This is a genomic window from Bhargavaea beijingensis (assembly GCF_900101985.1).
GTDB classification, from domain to species: domain Bacteria; phylum Bacillota; class Bacilli; order Bacillales_A; family Planococcaceae; genus Bhargavaea; species Bhargavaea beijingensis.
On the sequence record NZ_FNAR01000004.1, the window covers coordinates 1 to 16,187 of the forward strand.

Below are 16,187 nucleotides of genomic sequence, written 5' to 3' on the forward strand. Positions count from 1 at the left end.
AGCCCCGGTTTCCCGGAGTTATCCCGATCTTACAGGCAGGTTGCCCACGTGTTACTCACCCGTCCGCCGCTGAATCAGGGGAGCAAGCTCCCCGTCATCCGCTCGACTTGCATGTATTAGGCACGCCGCCAGCGTTCGTCCTGAGCCAGGATCAAACTCTCCATAAGAGAGTATGAGTAAGCTCATACTTTAAAGCTGGCATATCAAGTGATATGTCCGATATCATTTGTTCCGATCTCGCCCGACGGGGTCGGGGATCGGGAACTCATTTCATCAGCGTTTTGCTGTTCAGTTTTCAAGGTTCATTAATTGTTGTTGTATTTTTCATCGACTGTTATTAATATAACACGCTGTGCTGATTGCGTCAACAACTTTTTCTTGTCTTTCCGTTCGCCGCGTCACTTGGAAACGCAACGTTGATAACTATACACCGCATTCCTGAACAGCGCAACCCCATATTTGATTATCGGAATCTTTCATTTTCAGCACTCATCTTTTTGATCTGCATATATAATGAAGAACTTCATTTATGTCATCAACCAAGCCATACATCTAAGCGAGGAGCGATGTCATCAACCGTCGGTTAATTTATCTTTGCAGATAGCTGTTGTGAGGCATCTTTCTTGGCGCGGGGATCAACGGATATGTCGTCTTTTTCAGATATGAGCCTTGAATTGCGACCAGTCCGGAAGCCATGGCGCTGTTTATGCATGATGGTCAGCATACCGACAAACGGCGCATAAAGTAGATACTTCCCGCAAGATAAACACCAGGTCCACACACCGGCTCGCCAAAAGCGCCAGCAGGAAAACAGATGAAAAACAACTGCAGGGATCGGCTATCGTCTGCAGTTGCTATTGGCTTCGGTCATTCAGGCTTTGGTTGCCGGAGTTCCTGCGGCCTGCCGGATGACTTCCTCTACCCTTCCCGGATTCTCTGCCGTCAGCATATGGGTGCAGTTTTCGAACGCGATCACCGTTGAATCCGCGATTCGTTCGTTCAGATAGTCCGCGGTTTCTTTGGAATACAGCGTGCTCTTTTCACCATAGACAATCTGTGCCGGCACCGTGATGTCAGCAAGCATGTCCCGGTAGTCGGCCGTCACCATGGCATGCCACATGGCGGCCAGCACATGCGGCGAATTGGCAGCGGACAATTTCAGCGTTTTTTCAAGCTCGGTTGCGTTCAGGTATGGTACTGTCCGCTTCATGAAGGTTCTCGAGAAGCCTTCGAATTCTTCATACATCTGTGTCAGGTCCCGGTCGGCATCCGAGCGGGTGTATTCCCCGTGCCATAACCCCAGGTTCCATCCTTCGTCGTTGATCAGTTTCGGTGTCATATCCAAAATCGTGAAGGTGCGCAGCCGATCAGTGCCATGGTTGCGGATGTACTCAAAGCCGGTAGATGCCCCCATCGAGTGGCCGGCCAGCGTCACCTCACTCAGGTCGAGATGTTGCATCAATTCTTTAAGATCCCGGGCAAAGCGGCGGAGTGTCAGACCCTGATCGGTACGGTCAGATTGTCCATGCCCCCTCAAGTCATAAGCCACCACCCGGAAATTGTTGCTCAGAGATTCGATCGGCTCAGCGAAGGTCGTGTGGTCGCCCGACCATCCATGAACGAGCACTATTGGTTGTCCCTTTCCTTTATCCACATAAAACAGCTTGACTCCATCACTAGTTTCGAAAAACGCCATTTGCTCTCCCCCTATCCAAGTCTGACTGATTGTTCCGAATCCAGTATACCAATAGAATTGGGTTTCATATAAAAAGACACCCCGCAGGGTGCCTGTTGGCGTAAAGACTCAGTTTAAAGATTCATCTTGTTGAAGAATTCCTTGCGGTACTCCGGATAAAACCGGGTCCAGTATAGCTGTGTGAGCTTCAGCGTGACGATGCCGACCAGCGGAAGCAACAGCAACGCAAAAAATCCTGGGTGGTCCGTGATTCCGAGAAACAGTCCCATCCCAATCCCCAGAATGACAAACAGGGCACTGACATACCAGCTGGCCAGGAACGCCAGCAGGAAAACGGCGCTCATAAAGAGGAACGTTAACATTCTGGTTTTGTCGCCACGGGTCTTCAGGCTGCGGAACTTGTTCCAATTCTGTTTGACTTCTGCGGCGATTTCCTTGGTGATGGCCCAGTTTCTTTTAATGAAAAAATCCATTTCTCTTCCTCCGTCGTCTTGCCTGGTCCGTCAGTTTTCCAGTTCGAAGTTCGCATTTTCAAGTTTGACGACTTTGTTCTCTTCCGTGATCGACCCGAGAACTTCTGCGCCCTCAGGCGTGACCGGAACAGTGAACGGGATCACATGGCCCGGCTGGATGGTGCCCGCGAATGGCTCTAAAAGCTCGACCCGTTCCTTTTCCAAAACATATGCGATTCCGTTGCCCGTATCCACACCGAGCGTATAGTCGAATGTAATGTTCTTGATCGGCTTCTCAAGTCGGTTGACCCCCAGGAAAAACATCGCCTGGCCGCCTTCCGTCTGATTGGCCAAGGTCAGCGGATGGACACCAAAGTCGTCCGGAACCCCGACTTCAGGATTGCTTTCGAGGAAGGCAGACAATTGCTGGCACATCCCATTTTCAAGTGTCACGCCGTTTTCTTCGTCAGCCTTAAGCACTTGGATCTCAACGGGCTCCATTTCTTGTTCTTGACTCACAGCTTCCTGTTCCTCCTTCACTTCCGGTTGGTCGCTGTCCGCCTGATCTCCGCAGCCGGCCAGGAGCACGGTTAAAGTTAAAAACATCGCAGTTCGTTTCATGATGCATGCACTCCCGAAATACCGGATGATTTATCCGGTCATTAGTTTTTTCTGCCGTCAGGCGCTCAAGCTCTTTTCTGAGCTCAATTTCACCTAAGGTTTCAAGTTCCCGGATGTGTCGCCGCTTTGATCAAGTCCATTCGTTCTTGCATGCACATGAGCTTTTTTAGATTCTGCTGCAAGCCCTCGCGAAATAAGGCTACGTTCAATCCTTTCATGCCTTTCATGCCGTTGTCACCTTTTTCATTGATCATTCCCGTGACCCGGCCGACATGCAAACAACCCGCCGTGGATTACCGAGTCCGGGCGGGCTGTTTAGTATTTTAAGGCGTGTCCCCGGCAGATTCAGCCGTGCACGGTTCAAAATCCTAAACGTTGTTTAAGCTTGGATTTTAGGAATACTCCTTGAAGAAGCGCAGCACATTCTCGATTATTTTATCCTTATCATTGTCCAACGTCGCGACATGATAGCTATTCTTAAGCTGCACTTTTTCGATTGCCTCGGATGAGAGCCCTTCACCGATGATATCCGAGTTGCCCGGCGGTACAACATGATCTTCATCAGAAACGAGAAGCAGAGCAGGACAGCTGATCTTGCCGAGGTCCGCACGCACTTCTTCCATCAGGGCAAGGATCTCCTTTACCGACTTGACCGGTGTTTTCTCATAGGCCAGTTCGGTGACGTCCGGCTTTTTGATATCCGAGCCGATCGCTTCAAGGAAGCGGATCTCTTCCGGGTCGCCGACTTCTTTGAGTGCAGGCATGTCGATGGCGGCGTTGATGAGCGCGATTGCCCGGATGTCCGGGTGCCGTTTCGCCATATAAAGCGTCAGCGTACCGCCCATCGACAGACCCGCCATGTAAATGGTGCCGCTGCGTTCCTTCAGCCAGCGGTAGCCTTCCTCGACCGATTCAATCCAATCATGCCGGCTTGTCCGTTCCATGTCTTCGTAATGGGTGCCGTGCCCTTTGAGGCGCGGAAGGCAAACGGTATAGCCCGCCTCCGCCAATGCTTCTGCGAGCGGCCGCATGCTTTGTGTGGAACCGGTGAAGCCATGCGAGACCAGAACCCCTTCCTTCCCGCCTTCCGCATAATAAGGTTCGGCGCCTTTTAGAACCGGATACTTTTCTTCCATATTGATCCCTCCCCGTGTGGAATGCCGTTTTGCTCTTTTTCCTATTCGTTATGAGTTTCCGTTTTCCTTCCTCGGCGCTCCGAATTGTTTACATAATAATTTTATCTTCAACTAATCAGTTTTCTCCCCGATCTGTTATGTACAAGATTGGACTGCTAATACAGCCGTCCCACCTGTTCGCTATCTTGGCAAGCTTGCATTTAGTTTACCATTCCTGTTGCTTTTGAAGGATGATGAAATCAAGCACCCGAGAATTGTCGGGTACTTGAGCGTTAGACTTGTGCGGTCTCTTTCTGGGTGTTTTTCAGGTCTTCGAACAGTTTCTCGATCGTTCCCGCCCCGACATGTTTGTACTTGGCTAGAATGACGAGTTCCTGCGGCAGCTGGCCGGCCTGCCGGATGCCCGATTCCCTCAGCTGGCGGATGAACCCGGGCGTGAGGGAAGGGAAATTCTCCTTGTTCAGCTCGGATTGGGCAAGCGTCTCCGTCACGATGATCGCGTCGCCTTTATGGAACAGGAACAGCTCGCCCGGGCGTTCGATGCGGATCCGGCGGCGGGCTTTTTCTTCTTCGATGAATTCTTCAAGTTCCCCGAAAAACTGCTCATCATTTTTCTCTGTGTACCGGGTAACCGAAAGATGAAGGCCTGCGAGATCAGCCGGCAATTCGCTCATGATCCGGGCTTCTTCCGCTCCGTGCAGCTTGACAAGGAAGCGGACCGACTTTTCAAATCGCTGCGGCAAGAGGAAGGCGTCGCGGAGAAAATATGGGACGTCGAGTGTCCTGCCACCATAGCGGATCTGCCGGACAATCGTGTTGCCGGGGGATTCATCAAAAGGATGCTCTTGGGAGATCAGGGCTGCTGGTGCTTTCTCAGGTGCGTTGTCTTTCGCCTCACCACGAAGCGTATCTTTCAGCAGTTCTTCCAGGCGGCCGAGGCGGGATTCCAGCTCCGGCAGTTCGAAAGCCCGTTCCTTCGGCGGTGAAGGGTCACGGTATTCCGGGAAAGTGAATGTCGGATTTCCGTATACCTCTATGTACCATTTCATGACGATATACAACTGTTCCCACGCCGCGAGCGACTCGGTCACCCGGAATGCCCTCGGCTGATGGGCGGCGCGGTTGCCGGCCATGCGAATTTCATGAAGGGCATCCCTCACTTCTCCGGTCAGCAACCCCTGGCTGCCGATTTCGTCGAGGCGTTCTTTCAGGGATTTGTGCTGTCCGTCAGGGATCCTTTCTTGCTTCATGACCAGTTGCAGGACCGAGTCGATCAGCACCCGGGCATGTGTCAGCATTGTCCGGGGGCTTGTATAAACCGATTGTTCCAACTCCGCCGCCACGAGGGCGAGGTGCCGATTTTCTAAAAATGCGTAAAAATGTTCACCGTTTCCGTTCACAGCGTTGCTCCTTCTCTATTACAATAAACATAGTTTAACATTTACAAAACTAAGCCGACAAAGCATGTTTGATTGTGTCATAATAAAACGAAATAAAAGTCGTTCAGGATGGTGGATGAAGTGACAGAAAGAAAGTTAAACCGGATCGATGAAATGGAAAAACGGCTTGCGGCAATTGGCGACAGGGACCCTGCGGAAGCGGTCCATGACATCGTGCAGGATTTGTTCGGATTTGACTATGATTGCGTTCCTGTTCTCCGGGGCAAGCGGGAAGGTCTCACGAACCGGGAAATCCTTTTGGCAGAGCTGAAAAAACTGCCCTCTCTCACCGCCGATCACCTCTGCCCGCTTCTCCTGCATCTGTTCGGCACGAACCTGAAAGGGATCGTCTCTATTGAAGAAGCGCCCATTTCCATCCGCTCCAAGGAAAACTGGGTCAAGCGCCATGACGGGGACCTAGTCATGATCACAGGCGGCTACGAGGATCTGGATGTTCTCGTAGCACCCACCGAGGAATTCATGACGGTCAATGGCGATGAATATCTCCCGGACAAGCTTCTGGATCGCCTGATCGCAATCGGTTATGTAAACCGGAACGGCCATGCTTTTTACGCAGATCCGGAAGGCAAACCGGTCTCCGACGACTTTAAGACGCTGACCATCCGGACGATCACCGAATACTTTGAAGAGAATCCTTATGATTGACCGCATCAGAAGAGCCCTGATCCGAATCGGATCAGGGCTCTTGCGTTTTCCCGGTGAAAGAAAAAGAGTATGTCGATGTCACCATTCGGTAAGGCAACGTCTCACTCCATACCCGCGACCAGCCTTATTCTGCAAAGCCGGCCAGGAATTTGACCCGGTCGCCCATCGGTGGCGGCGTGTCGTCGGTCAGGACGATTTCGAGGAGTGCCGGTCCGTCTGCGGACATCAGCTTCCCGATCGACTCAGCGTTCAGATCCTCCATCGATTCCACACGGGCGGCCGGTATACCGAGACCTTCAGCCATCTTTGCGAAGTCCATCGGTTGGGTGGAAAAGGTTTCGTGGACCCGCTTGAATTGCAGGCTGTGGCCATGGTAAACCAATCCCAGCCGGGAATTATTCATGACGATGAACAGGACGGGAACGCCGTATTCCTTCGCCGTGAGGATCTCCATGCCATGCATATGGAAGCAACCGTCACCCGTGATGATCACCGTCGGGCGTTCCGGGTCTGCCATTTTGGCAGCGATTCCGACGGACAGGCCGCTCCCCATCGCCCCGAAGTGAACGTTGATGTCAAAAGCATCCGGTGAAAGAACGTTCAGATCATGAATGACATAGGCTTCCGTCTCCGTGATATCGACTGCGTACCTTGTCTGCTCGGGAAGCAGCTGCTGGAGTTTCAGCACGACGTTTTTTGTCGTGAATTCTTTCCCGGGTTCCAGCCGCTCCGGATTGTAAGGCACCTTAACAGATTGCTCTGAAGTACCGAGGACGTTTAGCTCTGTCAGGATGGCCGGAAGCGTGTCGGCAAGATCTCCCAGGACAGGCAGATCCACCGGGTACTTCCTGGCGAACACGGTTTCGTCCCGATCAAGCTGGATGACGAAACGGCCCTGTGCCAATCCGGCATTGTAGTTGCTCGTAGCCGTCTCCCCGAGGCTCGAGCCGAGTATGAGCAATGTGTCGGAATCACCTTCCTGGACGAGCTTGCCCGTTGATTCGTGGCCCGCAAACCCGTATACGCCCGCGAAATTGGGGTGCGTATCCTTAAACAGACCTTTGGCAACTGGAGTTGAGACGACCGGCCAGCCGAGCCGCTCGGAGAGGCGCATTACTTCCGGCACCATTCCCCTGACCCCCTGCCCGCAGAAAATCAGGCCGGAATTCCGGCTTTTGATCTCCCGCGCAGCTTGCCCGGCCGCTGCATAATCCGCTTTTACCCGGACTGTGCGGATGCCGTCCGGAATCGTAGCCGGATCGATAGCAGCCATCTGCACATCAAGCGGCATGGCAATATGTACAGGGCCCGGTACACCGCTCACGGCGATTTCAAGCGCCTTTGCCACTTCGCTGACCAGATCTTCACCGCGCTCAACGAGTTTGGAATACTTGGTGAGCGGCGCAAAAACCGGTGCAGCATCAAGCTCCTGTGAGGAATTCATGCCGACCGTGCTGCTCGGTACAGCTCCTGTCAAAAAAAGAACCGGAAGCTGTTCCCGCATGGCGTTCGCCGCCGGCGTGATCAAGTTCATCGCCCCGGGCCCGCTCGAACCGATGGCGACTGCCGGACCTCCCGTATATTTCGCAAATCCTGCGGCCATATAGCCAGCTGCACCTTCATGTTTTGTGATGATCGGGCGGATGTCTGCGTAATCATTCATCCCGTCAAACAACACATTCACACTGCCTGCCGGTATGCCGAAAATCCGGTCGATGCCCACATTTTTCAGAAACTCAAGAACTGCAATGCCTGCTTTCATCGAACCTACCACCTTATTTGTTGGTCAAGAAGTCACTTTCAAGCTTTCTGGCTGGGATCGGCGGACTGAAATAATACCCTTGCATGAGTGTGCAATTGCGGGAAACCAGATGATCGGCCTGCTCAACCGTTTCCACCCCTTCCGCTATCACCTCAAGGCCCATATTCTTCGCCATAGTAATAATCGTATCGGTCAATGCCCGGTCATCTTCGTCATGAAGAATGTCGCGGATGAACGTCCGGTCGATTTTGAGCGTGGATATCGGGAATCTCTGGAGATAGCTAAGAGACGAATACCCCGTCCCAAAATCGTCGATATCCAATTGGACACCCAGCTCCTTCAATTTGTTCATCGTGGAGATGGCCAGGTCCGTATTGCGCATGATCTGGTTTTCCGTCAGTTCAAGGTGAAGATGATCGGGGCGGATGCCCGTCTCGGCCAGCACCTGTTTGACGCTGCGATGAAGATTGCCCTGTTCAAACTGGGCAGCCGATAAGTTGACGGCCATGATCAGATCCGTGAAGCCCAGATCATGCCATTTTTCAAGCTGGAAAACGGCCTCCCTTAGAACCCATTCGCCAATCGGGACGATGAGTCCTGTCTGCTCGGCTAGCGGTATGAAAATATCCGGTGGAACAAGCCCCTCTTCCGGATGATTCCAGCGGATCAGCGCTTCTACTCCGAACAGCCGGTTGTTGCAATAATCAATCTGCGGCTGATAATACAGCGTGAACTCATCCCGCTCCAGCGCCCGGTATAGCGCGTTTTCGTATTTGACATTCTGTATCGTCCGCTTGCCGATTTTTTCATCATAGAAATGATAGCTTCCGCCGGCCACTTCTTTGGAGTGATACATCGCCGTGTCGGCATTTTTGATAAGCTGCTCGGCGGTGTCGCCGTCTTCCGGAAACATGCTGATGCCGATGGAATTTTTGATGAACAGCTCATGGTCCTCGATCAGGATCGGTTTCGCAAAAGCTTTGTTGATTTTGGCAACTGCGCGGATGACTTCATTTCTGTTTTTGACATCTAGAAGGATGATCATGAACTCGTCGCCGCCCTGCCGTGAAACAATACCGTTCACAGGGATCGCTCCACTCAGCCGATGCGCCACTTCCTTAAGGAGCAGATCGCCGAAGCTGTGTCCGAGCGTATCATTGACAAGCTTGAAACGGTCGAGGTCAAGAAACAGCACGGCCACTTTTTCGTTGTCCCTTGATGCGTTCTGCAGGGCCTCATCCAGTCGCTCTTTCATCTGCAGCCGATTCGGCAGATTGGTTAGGCTATCATAGTAAGCGTAGTATTTGATCTCTTCTTCCAGGTAACGGCGTTCGGTAATATCCTTGAAAATGACCACTTGGCCGAAGACCTGATCGTCTTCCTGGATAAACGAGATGTCATACTCGACCGGGAAGACGGAGCCGTCTTTTCTGTAGAAAACGTCGACTTCGTCATTTTGGCGCGGAAGCTCCCCGCCGGGCCGGTCTTCTCCGTGAAAAATCTTGGCGAAGGTCTCCCTTTCCAGTTCTTCAGGGCGGGAATATCCGAGCATTTTTAACGCAGCCGGGTTGCTGAACGTGATCATTCCATCGAGACCGATGCCGAATATCCCTTCCCCCGCGGATTTAAGGATCAGCTCCTTTTCCCTCGACAGTGATTCCAATTCGGTGATGACGCGCTGAAGTTCTTCGTTCTTTACTGTAACTTCCCTTGTGCGGCGGTTGATGATCATCTCCTGCTTCTCAATATATAGAAGGTTTGACAAAGTGGAAGCCGTCATGTCGACGACCGACTGGGCAAGCTCAATGGTGGCTTCCGGGTACTCGATGACCTTCCCCGAACGGTTTGGAACAGCGATGAATCCCAGAATTTCGTTCATCGCGATCATCGGCAAAATCACCATTCCGGTGATCGCGAATGTCCGGCAGATTTCCTGATTTGGACGGTTGTCTTTCGTCACGTCCGGGATATAGACAGGGCGGCGAGTGCGGATGGCGTCCTGATACATTCTGTCCTCCAGGAGATCATCGAGCTGCGCCTGGTGCATCTCCAGCCACTGATCCTCATTCATATCACTGCTTTTGGACAAATGGGCCGGCTTGATCTTTTTTCCAGCGACCGGGTCCAGCAGATGCACAGCAGGGTCATCGTTTTGAAGAAGTTCGCCGACGTACCGGAAACAGGTCTGGATGGCCTGGTCCATCGTCTCCGCCCTTGAAAGTTCACTGTTTGCATCAAGAAGCATCTGTTTATCTCGGATCAGATTCTCTTTGCGGGTCAGGTCATTGGCATTGCGGATGGCAACGGCCGCCATGTTGACAAATGCTTCGACGGTTTCCCGCTGCTCGCATGTGATGTTCATCGGCTGACCATAGTTGAACAGGAAGACGAGTCCATAAAGCTCGTCCCCGTATGAGATCGGCATCCCGAGAAGGGAACGGATATGAAACGAGTCGACTGCCCATCCGCTCGGCCTGGCATCCGACCGCGTATCTGGTATGTATACTGCCCGATTGGTTTTCGTGACTTCCCGGACAAGCGCGTCATCCTTCGGGTTGATTACGTGCATGCCAAGTGTCATGCCGTTCAATACATCCGGTTTTCCGGTAAAGCCCCGGAATGTGCCGTCATCCTGAGGGAGATAGATTCCGACAGAGTCACATTGGAAGACTTCCTGGGAAATCGCATCCGTCACGGCGGACAGCATGTCTTTCAGATTGAGTTTCGTGTTAATCAGTTTGGTCAAATTGGCTAATTGCCGGTATCGGGATTGGTCATTCACTGCCCCCACCTCCTCATGGAAACTTGTTCCTCTCATTATACTACCCTATTTATAGTGGTGTCCCAACATCTGAAAAAAACGGCCTTCACCGGCATCATGGGTCAATGCAGGTGAAAGCCGCCGGAACGGGCTTTTTGCCCGAAACCATTATTCATCTTCCTCGTCATGGAATGCTTCCTCAAGCCGGTGCCTGAACTCTTCGGCCGCACTGTAGCCTTGCATCCGCAAATACCAGTTGTTCGCAGCGGCTTCGATCAGGCCGGCAACATCACGTCCCGGCTGCAGCTGGATCTGGATGTGCGGGATTTTGACACCCATATATTCCTTGTATTTCACATCCACCTCAAGCTCGTTGTTGAGCGCGTCTTTTTGCCACTCGATCAGTTCAATATCCAGTGCGATCCGCGTCTCTTCCTGGAAAGACGTCCTGCCGTACATCCTGACGACATTCAGCAGGCCGACACTGCGAAGGGCGAGAAATTCCTTGTTGCTGCCGTCATGGGTGCCGAGAAGTGTTTGCGGGCTAAGTTTCCGCAACACGACAATGTCATCGCTCACGAGCCGGTGTCCGCGGCCGATCAGCGTATGTGCTGTTTCGCTTTTCCCGACTCCGGATTTCCCGCGCAAAAGGACGCCGATGCCGGATACATTCACACAGACCCCGTGTATTGCGATTTCCTCCGCCAGCTGATTGAGCAGGAACCGGTTCAGTTTCTGCACAAATTCGGTCATCGAGTCAGGCGTCCTCAGCACCGGGATATGCGCTTCGCCGCAGTGCAGCAGCAGTCCGACCGGCTCTTCCTGGTTGGACGTGATGACGACACAAGGCGGGTCATATGTCACCATGTTCCCGATCCGGTGCCTTGCCTCATCCGCATCCAATGTCCGCAGATAGCTGATTTCGTTGCGGCCCAATATTTGGACATGCCCCTTTGCGATAAAACTGAAATGATTCAAAAACTCCAGGCCCGGGCGCCGGACCTGTGATTTGGTAATGAACCGTCCGAGCTCTTCTTCGCCGCCCAGCACTTCAAGCGAAAAGGCTTCGGCTGCTTGTCTGACTGTTACATGTTTATTTTCCATCATTCTATCTGGATCCCGACTTCCTGTAATATGATTCGTTCTGTCTGATACGTTGTCCATTATACAATTTAAAAAAACGATTGTAAGCGCAAACTATCCTTCCAGAAGCGAGCCGGTGTCGACCGTCCACTTTTCAAGCGAATGGGCGTCGATTGCATGGACATGGCCGCCGGGATCCGGGAAAACCGGGATATACACCAGCTCGTAGACCGGCACGCCACCCGCCGCCTCGTTCCTCGTCCGAACCGGGCGCATGCTGATATCCGATACGAACAGCGCTTTTGCCGCACGCATGCTGATCGGCCGCTCTCTCAAAAGATGACTGAAGTCTTTTCCGGCGGCCCCGCTAGTATCAAACCGGACCACTTTTCCGGTATGCCGGTCCACTTCGATTTCCACACCTTCATCCTCGACCTGGATGCCGTATTGGTGCCGGTCGAAAACAAATGTGAATGTAGATTTTTGTGTCTCATCGGAATTGCCGCTTTCTTTTCTCATGAGAAATCGCTGCTCAGCACCGGGAAATCGCTTAAACAATGTTTTGATTGCAACATCAAGTGCCATTCTGTATTCAGCACAAGAACAGCTTTCTGCCTTCAAGGTTCCCTTACCGAGCGGTTCATGATCCGGCGGCCTGATACCCAAGTCTTCCGCAAGCGAGATGACCGTGCCATCCATCTTGACTTCATCGGGAGAACCGGTAAGAAAATCATAAATAAGATGAAATTCATCGTCACCGTCCACATAGATTTCCGAATCGTATTTGCTGACCTTGAGCTCTGCGGATAAGTTGGCCATGTACAGATCGAGGGCTGCGTCGGAACTGATTGTTTTTTGCTCATCGATCAACACGAGCGGTCCCAGATAGCTGACAAGTTCGTATAACACCCCGTCTTTCTGGAAGGCAAGGCTCACCCCTGAGTTCGGAAGCTCCAATCCATCCTCATCGACTCTGACAAAATCGATCGTATACACATTTTCCAGGTCGACGACGGATGAGAACTGAAGGCCGTCAGCGTCCGAACCGAACACCTCAGCGACGAATTGACCGGCGCGGTCGCGTATTCCTGGAGGAGACAGGACAACAACCGGAGTTCGCTCTTCCGCATGGACATTCTGGAAATAACGGATGTCGCCCCTGCTGTCCAAGTGGAGTTCGCAAACGGAGTCCCCTCCATTTTTCTTACTTAGCATCCAGTTCCCGGGCGAACACTCCGTTTCCTGTGCTTCGACATCTTCTATATTCAGACCATCCAGATACGGAAGGAATTTTTCAAACCATTTCATGACATTGTCCATCGACCGACCCTCCAATTAAAGCAGTATTTCTATATGGTATTACCCAATTTCGCCGACCAATGAGCAATCTTCATAAAGAAACGCCCCGGTCATGAGCAAAGTTACACGCCGGGGCGGAGTTCCGCTTTTCTTTATTTGGGTGTTCTTAGCTTAATCGATCCTGGAGGAGTTTCTTCTTCCGCTCATCAGCGATTCCGGCAAAATAACGGGTATAGGCAGATTCCCCCGAGTAAGTGAGACACAGGTATTCCTGTGCCCGGGTCATCGCGATATATAGAAGGGATGCTTCCCGCTCCTCATCCGTTTCCAATAGGAACGGCAGCATGTCCAAATGCACGATAAAGACGGCGCGGAAGTCCAGCCCCTTGCTGCTGTCGATCGTGCTGATCGTGACCACTTCGGCGCTGCGGTCATAGTTCCGCTTGGATTCCGTTGTTTCGGTCAGCCAATAATAAGGAAGCCCTTCTTTTTCAAACGCTTTTTCAGAGAAACCACACTGGTACTTTCCCTCAAGATGGACAAGAGCCTTGTCCTTCTCCAATACGTTCTTTATATGGAACATGAATTCTTTTGCCTGCAGCGCCGGGTTCTTGACAGTCGCATGAGTGCCACAGGACGTCAACAGTGTCCACTCATCCTTATTCAATTGGAAGAGTGTGTTCCGGGTATAGTCTTTGACTTCGAGAACGGCCATTCCAAACTCCGGACTGATCAGCACGAAGTCCGGCCGGCGGCCATGGATTTCCGGTACGTAGTAAACGATAACATCGTCTGGAAGCACTTGTTTCATCGTACGGAAAAGCAGACGTTCGCCTGCAGTCGCCGATGAGCGGATCGTTTCGGGGATCATATACGCCAACCGGATCCCTCCAATATGAGTTAAGTACATTTATTGTAAGGAATCCGACAAGTTTTGGCAATATCCGGAACGACTATTCATTCCATGGAAAAAGCATCGTGATGGCAGACGCATTTCATTGCAGAGGCACACGTTAGCCGGGGAGCGCTGCCTTAGCCGAGGTCCAGACACAGATTGGCATCGGCGCACAAAAGCACAGTGTAAATCAGGCCATCCCCTCACTAAATTGCATTTCTCCAAACCGGCATTTTTAAATCCAAAAAAATCGGGCCAGGAAACATTCTTCCAGGCCCGATTTATCTAACGGATTTACTCCCCCACGTCTTCCCCGGCAGCCGCGCGAAGAATTTTGACTTTGCCGGCAAGGCGGCGCTCATAGGTGGACAGTGACTGCCGTTTGATCGCCTCGAAATCTTTTTCGCTGACAAGCCGATATTTCCGGTTGAGCTCTTCCGCGTTTTCCCAGGCTGTTTTCTCGGCGAGCAGGTTTTGCTCTTCTTCCAGAATGACTTTCGCCCGGTACTCGGGGTTCCGTTCCAAAATCCTTGATGGCGTCGTCTTTTTCATCTGATAAACCTCCCGGGAGAGTGACAGCCCTGCAAGAAGGGCCCTCCGGTCAAGTGCATGGCCAAGTTCGTGCATGGTAATGGCAGCCACATACGTTTTAAGCGAAACCGGGTACTCCTGTTCCGCTACCGCTTCAGGAATCCGGTCAGGATCATACGTGATATAGTCATGTATAAAGTGATAGGTCATATTGATGCCGTTTCTCTCCAAACGGACTTCACGCGTTACTCCGACACGGATCATCGTCTCACGGATGACAGTTTCTAATTGATGTCGTTTCACTTCTCATTTCCCCATTTTAGAATTTCTTTTTGTATAGTTTAACATTATTTCGATATAAAGTCTTTAAACAAGCAACTAGACGGAATTGGCATAGAATTTAAGAGTGTAAGAAAATTGTATCTTGTGGAAAATAGCATTGTTTCAAGACGTACAATGATCTTAAAACCCTTATTGAACCTGCTTTTATAGTATATGGAGAAGACGTTAAATATATTACAAATATTACGCTTCTTCTTCTTTAGTTTAGATGCACAGGAAACGGAAATACAGAGGGTGAGGCTGCGATAGCTTCTTTCCAATAACAACAATTTGAGGAGGAATGCAACATGGCAGACAAAAACAAAAACAACAAGATGTCCGTAGAAGAAGCAGGCCGCATGGGCGGAGAAGCCACTTCCCGCAATCACGACCGTGATTTCTATGAAGAAATCGGACAAAAAGGCGGAGAAGCGACCGCAGAAAATCACGGCAGCGAGTTTTATGAAGAAATCGGTAAAAAAGGCGGAGAAGCCACGGCGGAAAGCCACGACAGCGACTTCTACGCTGAAATCGGCAAAAAAGGCGGAGAAGCCACTTCCGACAATCACGACCGCGAGTTCTATGAAGAAATCGGCGAAAAAGGCGGCAACGCCCGCAATAACAACAATAACAACAATTAATGAAGCAATCCCCTACCAAAAACGAGATGAATAAAGGAGGATTCACCATGGCTAAAAACGACAAAAACAACAATAACAACGGTAAAATGACGGTTGAGGAAGCAGGCCGCAAAGGCGGCGAGGCGACTGCGGAAAACCATGGCCAGGAGTTCTACGAAGAAATCGGCCGCAAAGGCGGAGAAGCAACTTCCAAGAACCACGACCGGGAATTCTACGAAGAAATCGGCGAAAAAGGCGGCAACGCGCGCAACAACAATAACGACAATAATAACAACTAATGATAGCTTTTGTCAAAAACACGGATGAGGGTCTCCCTCTCCGTGTTTTTGTGTTGAATTTTTTTGCGAAAAACCGGAGAGCAGAATGATTCTGCTCTCCGGCCGGTGTGATCGGAAGGATAAATAATACAAAAGATAAAGACATGATCAATACTTGCGTTTGTCGACCACCGCGTGTGCTTCATCACAGATTTCGATTTTGCTTGGACTATTTGCCTTAGCCAGCATGATGGCTAAGGCAATCGCTTCATCCTTATAAATAAACAGCTCTTCCAAATCCTGATTTCCCTTGGTAATCATCCAGCGAGAAGCTTCCTTGTCCGGTGCAACACGATAGCACTGCATGAACGGTTTCCACTCCTTGTAAAATGGTCCCGGCTAAGCCGAGTTTTGTTGCTTATAAGTATTTTGTATCTTATTCACCAATTTGTCAAACTTTTTTTAGGGCTTTTGGACATGGCTAAATTGTAGACAGACCAAAGGTTCTTTGTGAAGTATTTCCCATACTTTTTTGAGTATGACCAGACCCCGGTCTCTGGTCGGACAGGGCATTTTTCTGTGCTTCATTCATGTAGCCGGATCCGGTATGGATCCGGCTCTCACGAT

16 protein-coding genes and 1 rRNA gene are annotated in these 16,187 nt (G+C 51.2%); 3 read left to right on the top strand and 14 right to left on the bottom strand.

Annotated elements, in window-relative coordinates:
• The 7 genes from BLT01_RS04395 to BLT01_RS04420 all read right to left on the bottom strand — a co-directional run.
• Positions 1–167 (bottom strand): 16S ribosomal RNA (locus BLT01_RS04395); the annotation flags it as partial.
• A 704-nt stretch (positions 168–871) separates the two neighbouring features.
• The gene (locus BLT01_RS04400; RefSeq protein ID WP_092095013.1) at positions 872–1,696 is read right to left on the bottom strand and encodes an alpha/beta fold hydrolase; all 825 of its coding nucleotides are present in this window, start codon (positions 1,694–1,696) and stop codon (positions 872–874) included.
• A 113-nt stretch (positions 1,697–1,809) separates the two neighbouring features.
• A complete protein-coding gene (locus tag BLT01_RS04405) occupies positions 1,810–2,169 on the bottom strand; it encodes a hypothetical protein (RefSeq protein ID WP_092095015.1) in 360 nt (119 codons plus the stop codon).
• 30 nt (positions 2,170–2,199) lie between these two features.
• Positions 2,200–2,769 carry a hypothetical protein gene (locus BLT01_RS04410; RefSeq protein WP_092095017.1) on the bottom strand — a complete coding sequence of 190 codons (570 nt, stop codon included), beginning with the start codon at positions 2,767–2,769 and terminating at the stop codon, positions 2,200–2,202.
• Between the two features lie 101 nt (positions 2,770–2,870).
• Positions 2,871–3,023 carry a hypothetical protein gene (locus BLT01_RS15185; protein ID WP_176765040.1) on the bottom strand — a complete coding sequence of 51 codons (153 nt, stop codon included), beginning with the start codon at positions 3,021–3,023 and terminating at the stop codon, positions 2,871–2,873.
• A 138-nt stretch (positions 3,024–3,161) separates the two neighbouring features.
• A complete protein-coding gene (locus BLT01_RS04415) occupies positions 3,162–3,905 on the bottom strand; it encodes an alpha/beta hydrolase (RefSeq protein WP_092095019.1) in 744 nt (247 codons plus the stop codon).
• A 272-nt stretch (positions 3,906–4,177) separates the two neighbouring features.
• On the bottom strand, positions 4,178–5,305 hold the full coding sequence (locus BLT01_RS04420; RefSeq protein ID WP_092095021.1) for a DUF4145 domain-containing protein: 1,128 nt from the start codon (positions 5,303–5,305) through the stop codon (positions 4,178–4,180).
• A gap of 120 nt (positions 5,306–5,425) precedes the next feature.
• Between BLT01_RS04420 and BLT01_RS04425 the strand changes: the two genes are divergently transcribed.
• Positions 5,426–6,010, top strand: a complete 585-nt coding sequence (locus tag BLT01_RS04425) for a hypothetical protein (RefSeq protein WP_125904284.1) — start codon at positions 5,426–5,428, stop codon at positions 6,008–6,010.
• 124 nt (positions 6,011–6,134) lie between these two features.
• On the opposite strand, the gene BLT01_RS04430 is transcribed toward BLT01_RS04425, so the two are convergent.
• The 6 genes from BLT01_RS04430 to BLT01_RS04455 all read right to left on the bottom strand — a co-directional run bounded on the left by BLT01_RS04430 (position 6,135) and on the right by BLT01_RS04455 (position 14,644).
• Positions 6,135–7,772 carry a thiamine pyrophosphate-binding protein gene (locus BLT01_RS04430; RefSeq protein ID WP_092095025.1) on the bottom strand — a complete coding sequence of 546 codons (1,638 nt, stop codon included), beginning with the start codon at positions 7,770–7,772 and terminating at the stop codon, positions 6,135–6,137.
• 13 nt (positions 7,773–7,785) lie between these two features.
• Positions 7,786–10,590, bottom strand: a complete 2,805-nt coding sequence (locus tag BLT01_RS04435) for a sensor domain-containing phosphodiesterase (RefSeq protein ID WP_092095027.1) — start codon at positions 10,588–10,590, stop codon at positions 7,786–7,788.
• A gap of 111 nt (positions 10,591–10,701) precedes the next feature.
• Positions 10,702–11,640, bottom strand: coding sequence for an HPr(Ser) kinase/phosphatase (hprK, locus tag BLT01_RS04440; protein ID WP_092095029.1), 939 nt, complete (start codon positions 11,638–11,640; stop codon positions 10,702–10,704).
• Positions 11,641–11,730: 90 nt separating this feature from the next.
• Positions 11,731–12,936: a YcdB/YcdC domain-containing protein gene (locus BLT01_RS04445; RefSeq protein WP_092095031.1), complete on the bottom strand. Its 1,206-nt coding sequence runs from the start codon at positions 12,934–12,936 to the stop codon at positions 11,731–11,733.
• A gap of 145 nt (positions 12,937–13,081) precedes the next feature.
• Positions 13,082–13,786: a nuclease-related domain-containing protein gene (locus tag BLT01_RS04450; RefSeq protein WP_245696875.1), complete on the bottom strand. Its 705-nt coding sequence runs from the start codon at positions 13,784–13,786 to the stop codon at positions 13,082–13,084.
• Between the two features lie 318 nt (positions 13,787–14,104).
• On the bottom strand, positions 14,105–14,644 hold the full coding sequence (locus tag BLT01_RS04455) for a hypothetical protein (RefSeq protein ID WP_092095035.1): 540 nt from the start codon (positions 14,642–14,644) through the stop codon (positions 14,105–14,107).
• A gap of 326 nt (positions 14,645–14,970) precedes the next feature.
• Here BLT01_RS04455 and BLT01_RS04460 point away from each other — a divergent pair, with 326 nt between their 5' ends.
• Together BLT01_RS04460 and BLT01_RS04465 are read left to right on the top strand one after the other, a co-directional pair.
• Positions 14,971–15,303, top strand: coding sequence for a KGG domain-containing protein (locus tag BLT01_RS04460; RefSeq protein WP_092095037.1), 333 nt, complete (start codon positions 14,971–14,973; stop codon positions 15,301–15,303).
• Between the two features lie 47 nt (positions 15,304–15,350).
• The gene (locus BLT01_RS04465; RefSeq protein ID WP_176765041.1) at positions 15,351–15,581 is read left to right on the top strand and encodes a KGG domain-containing protein; all 231 of its coding nucleotides are present in this window, start codon (positions 15,351–15,353) and stop codon (positions 15,579–15,581) included.
• Between the two features lie 147 nt (positions 15,582–15,728).
• On the opposite strand, the gene BLT01_RS04470 is transcribed toward BLT01_RS04465, so the two are convergent.
• Positions 15,729–15,926 (bottom strand): DUF2188 domain-containing protein, encoded by a 198-nt coding sequence (locus tag BLT01_RS04470; protein WP_092095039.1) that lies wholly within the window; start codon positions 15,924–15,926, stop codon positions 15,729–15,731.
• Between the last annotated feature and the right edge of the window lie 261 nt (positions 15,927–16,187).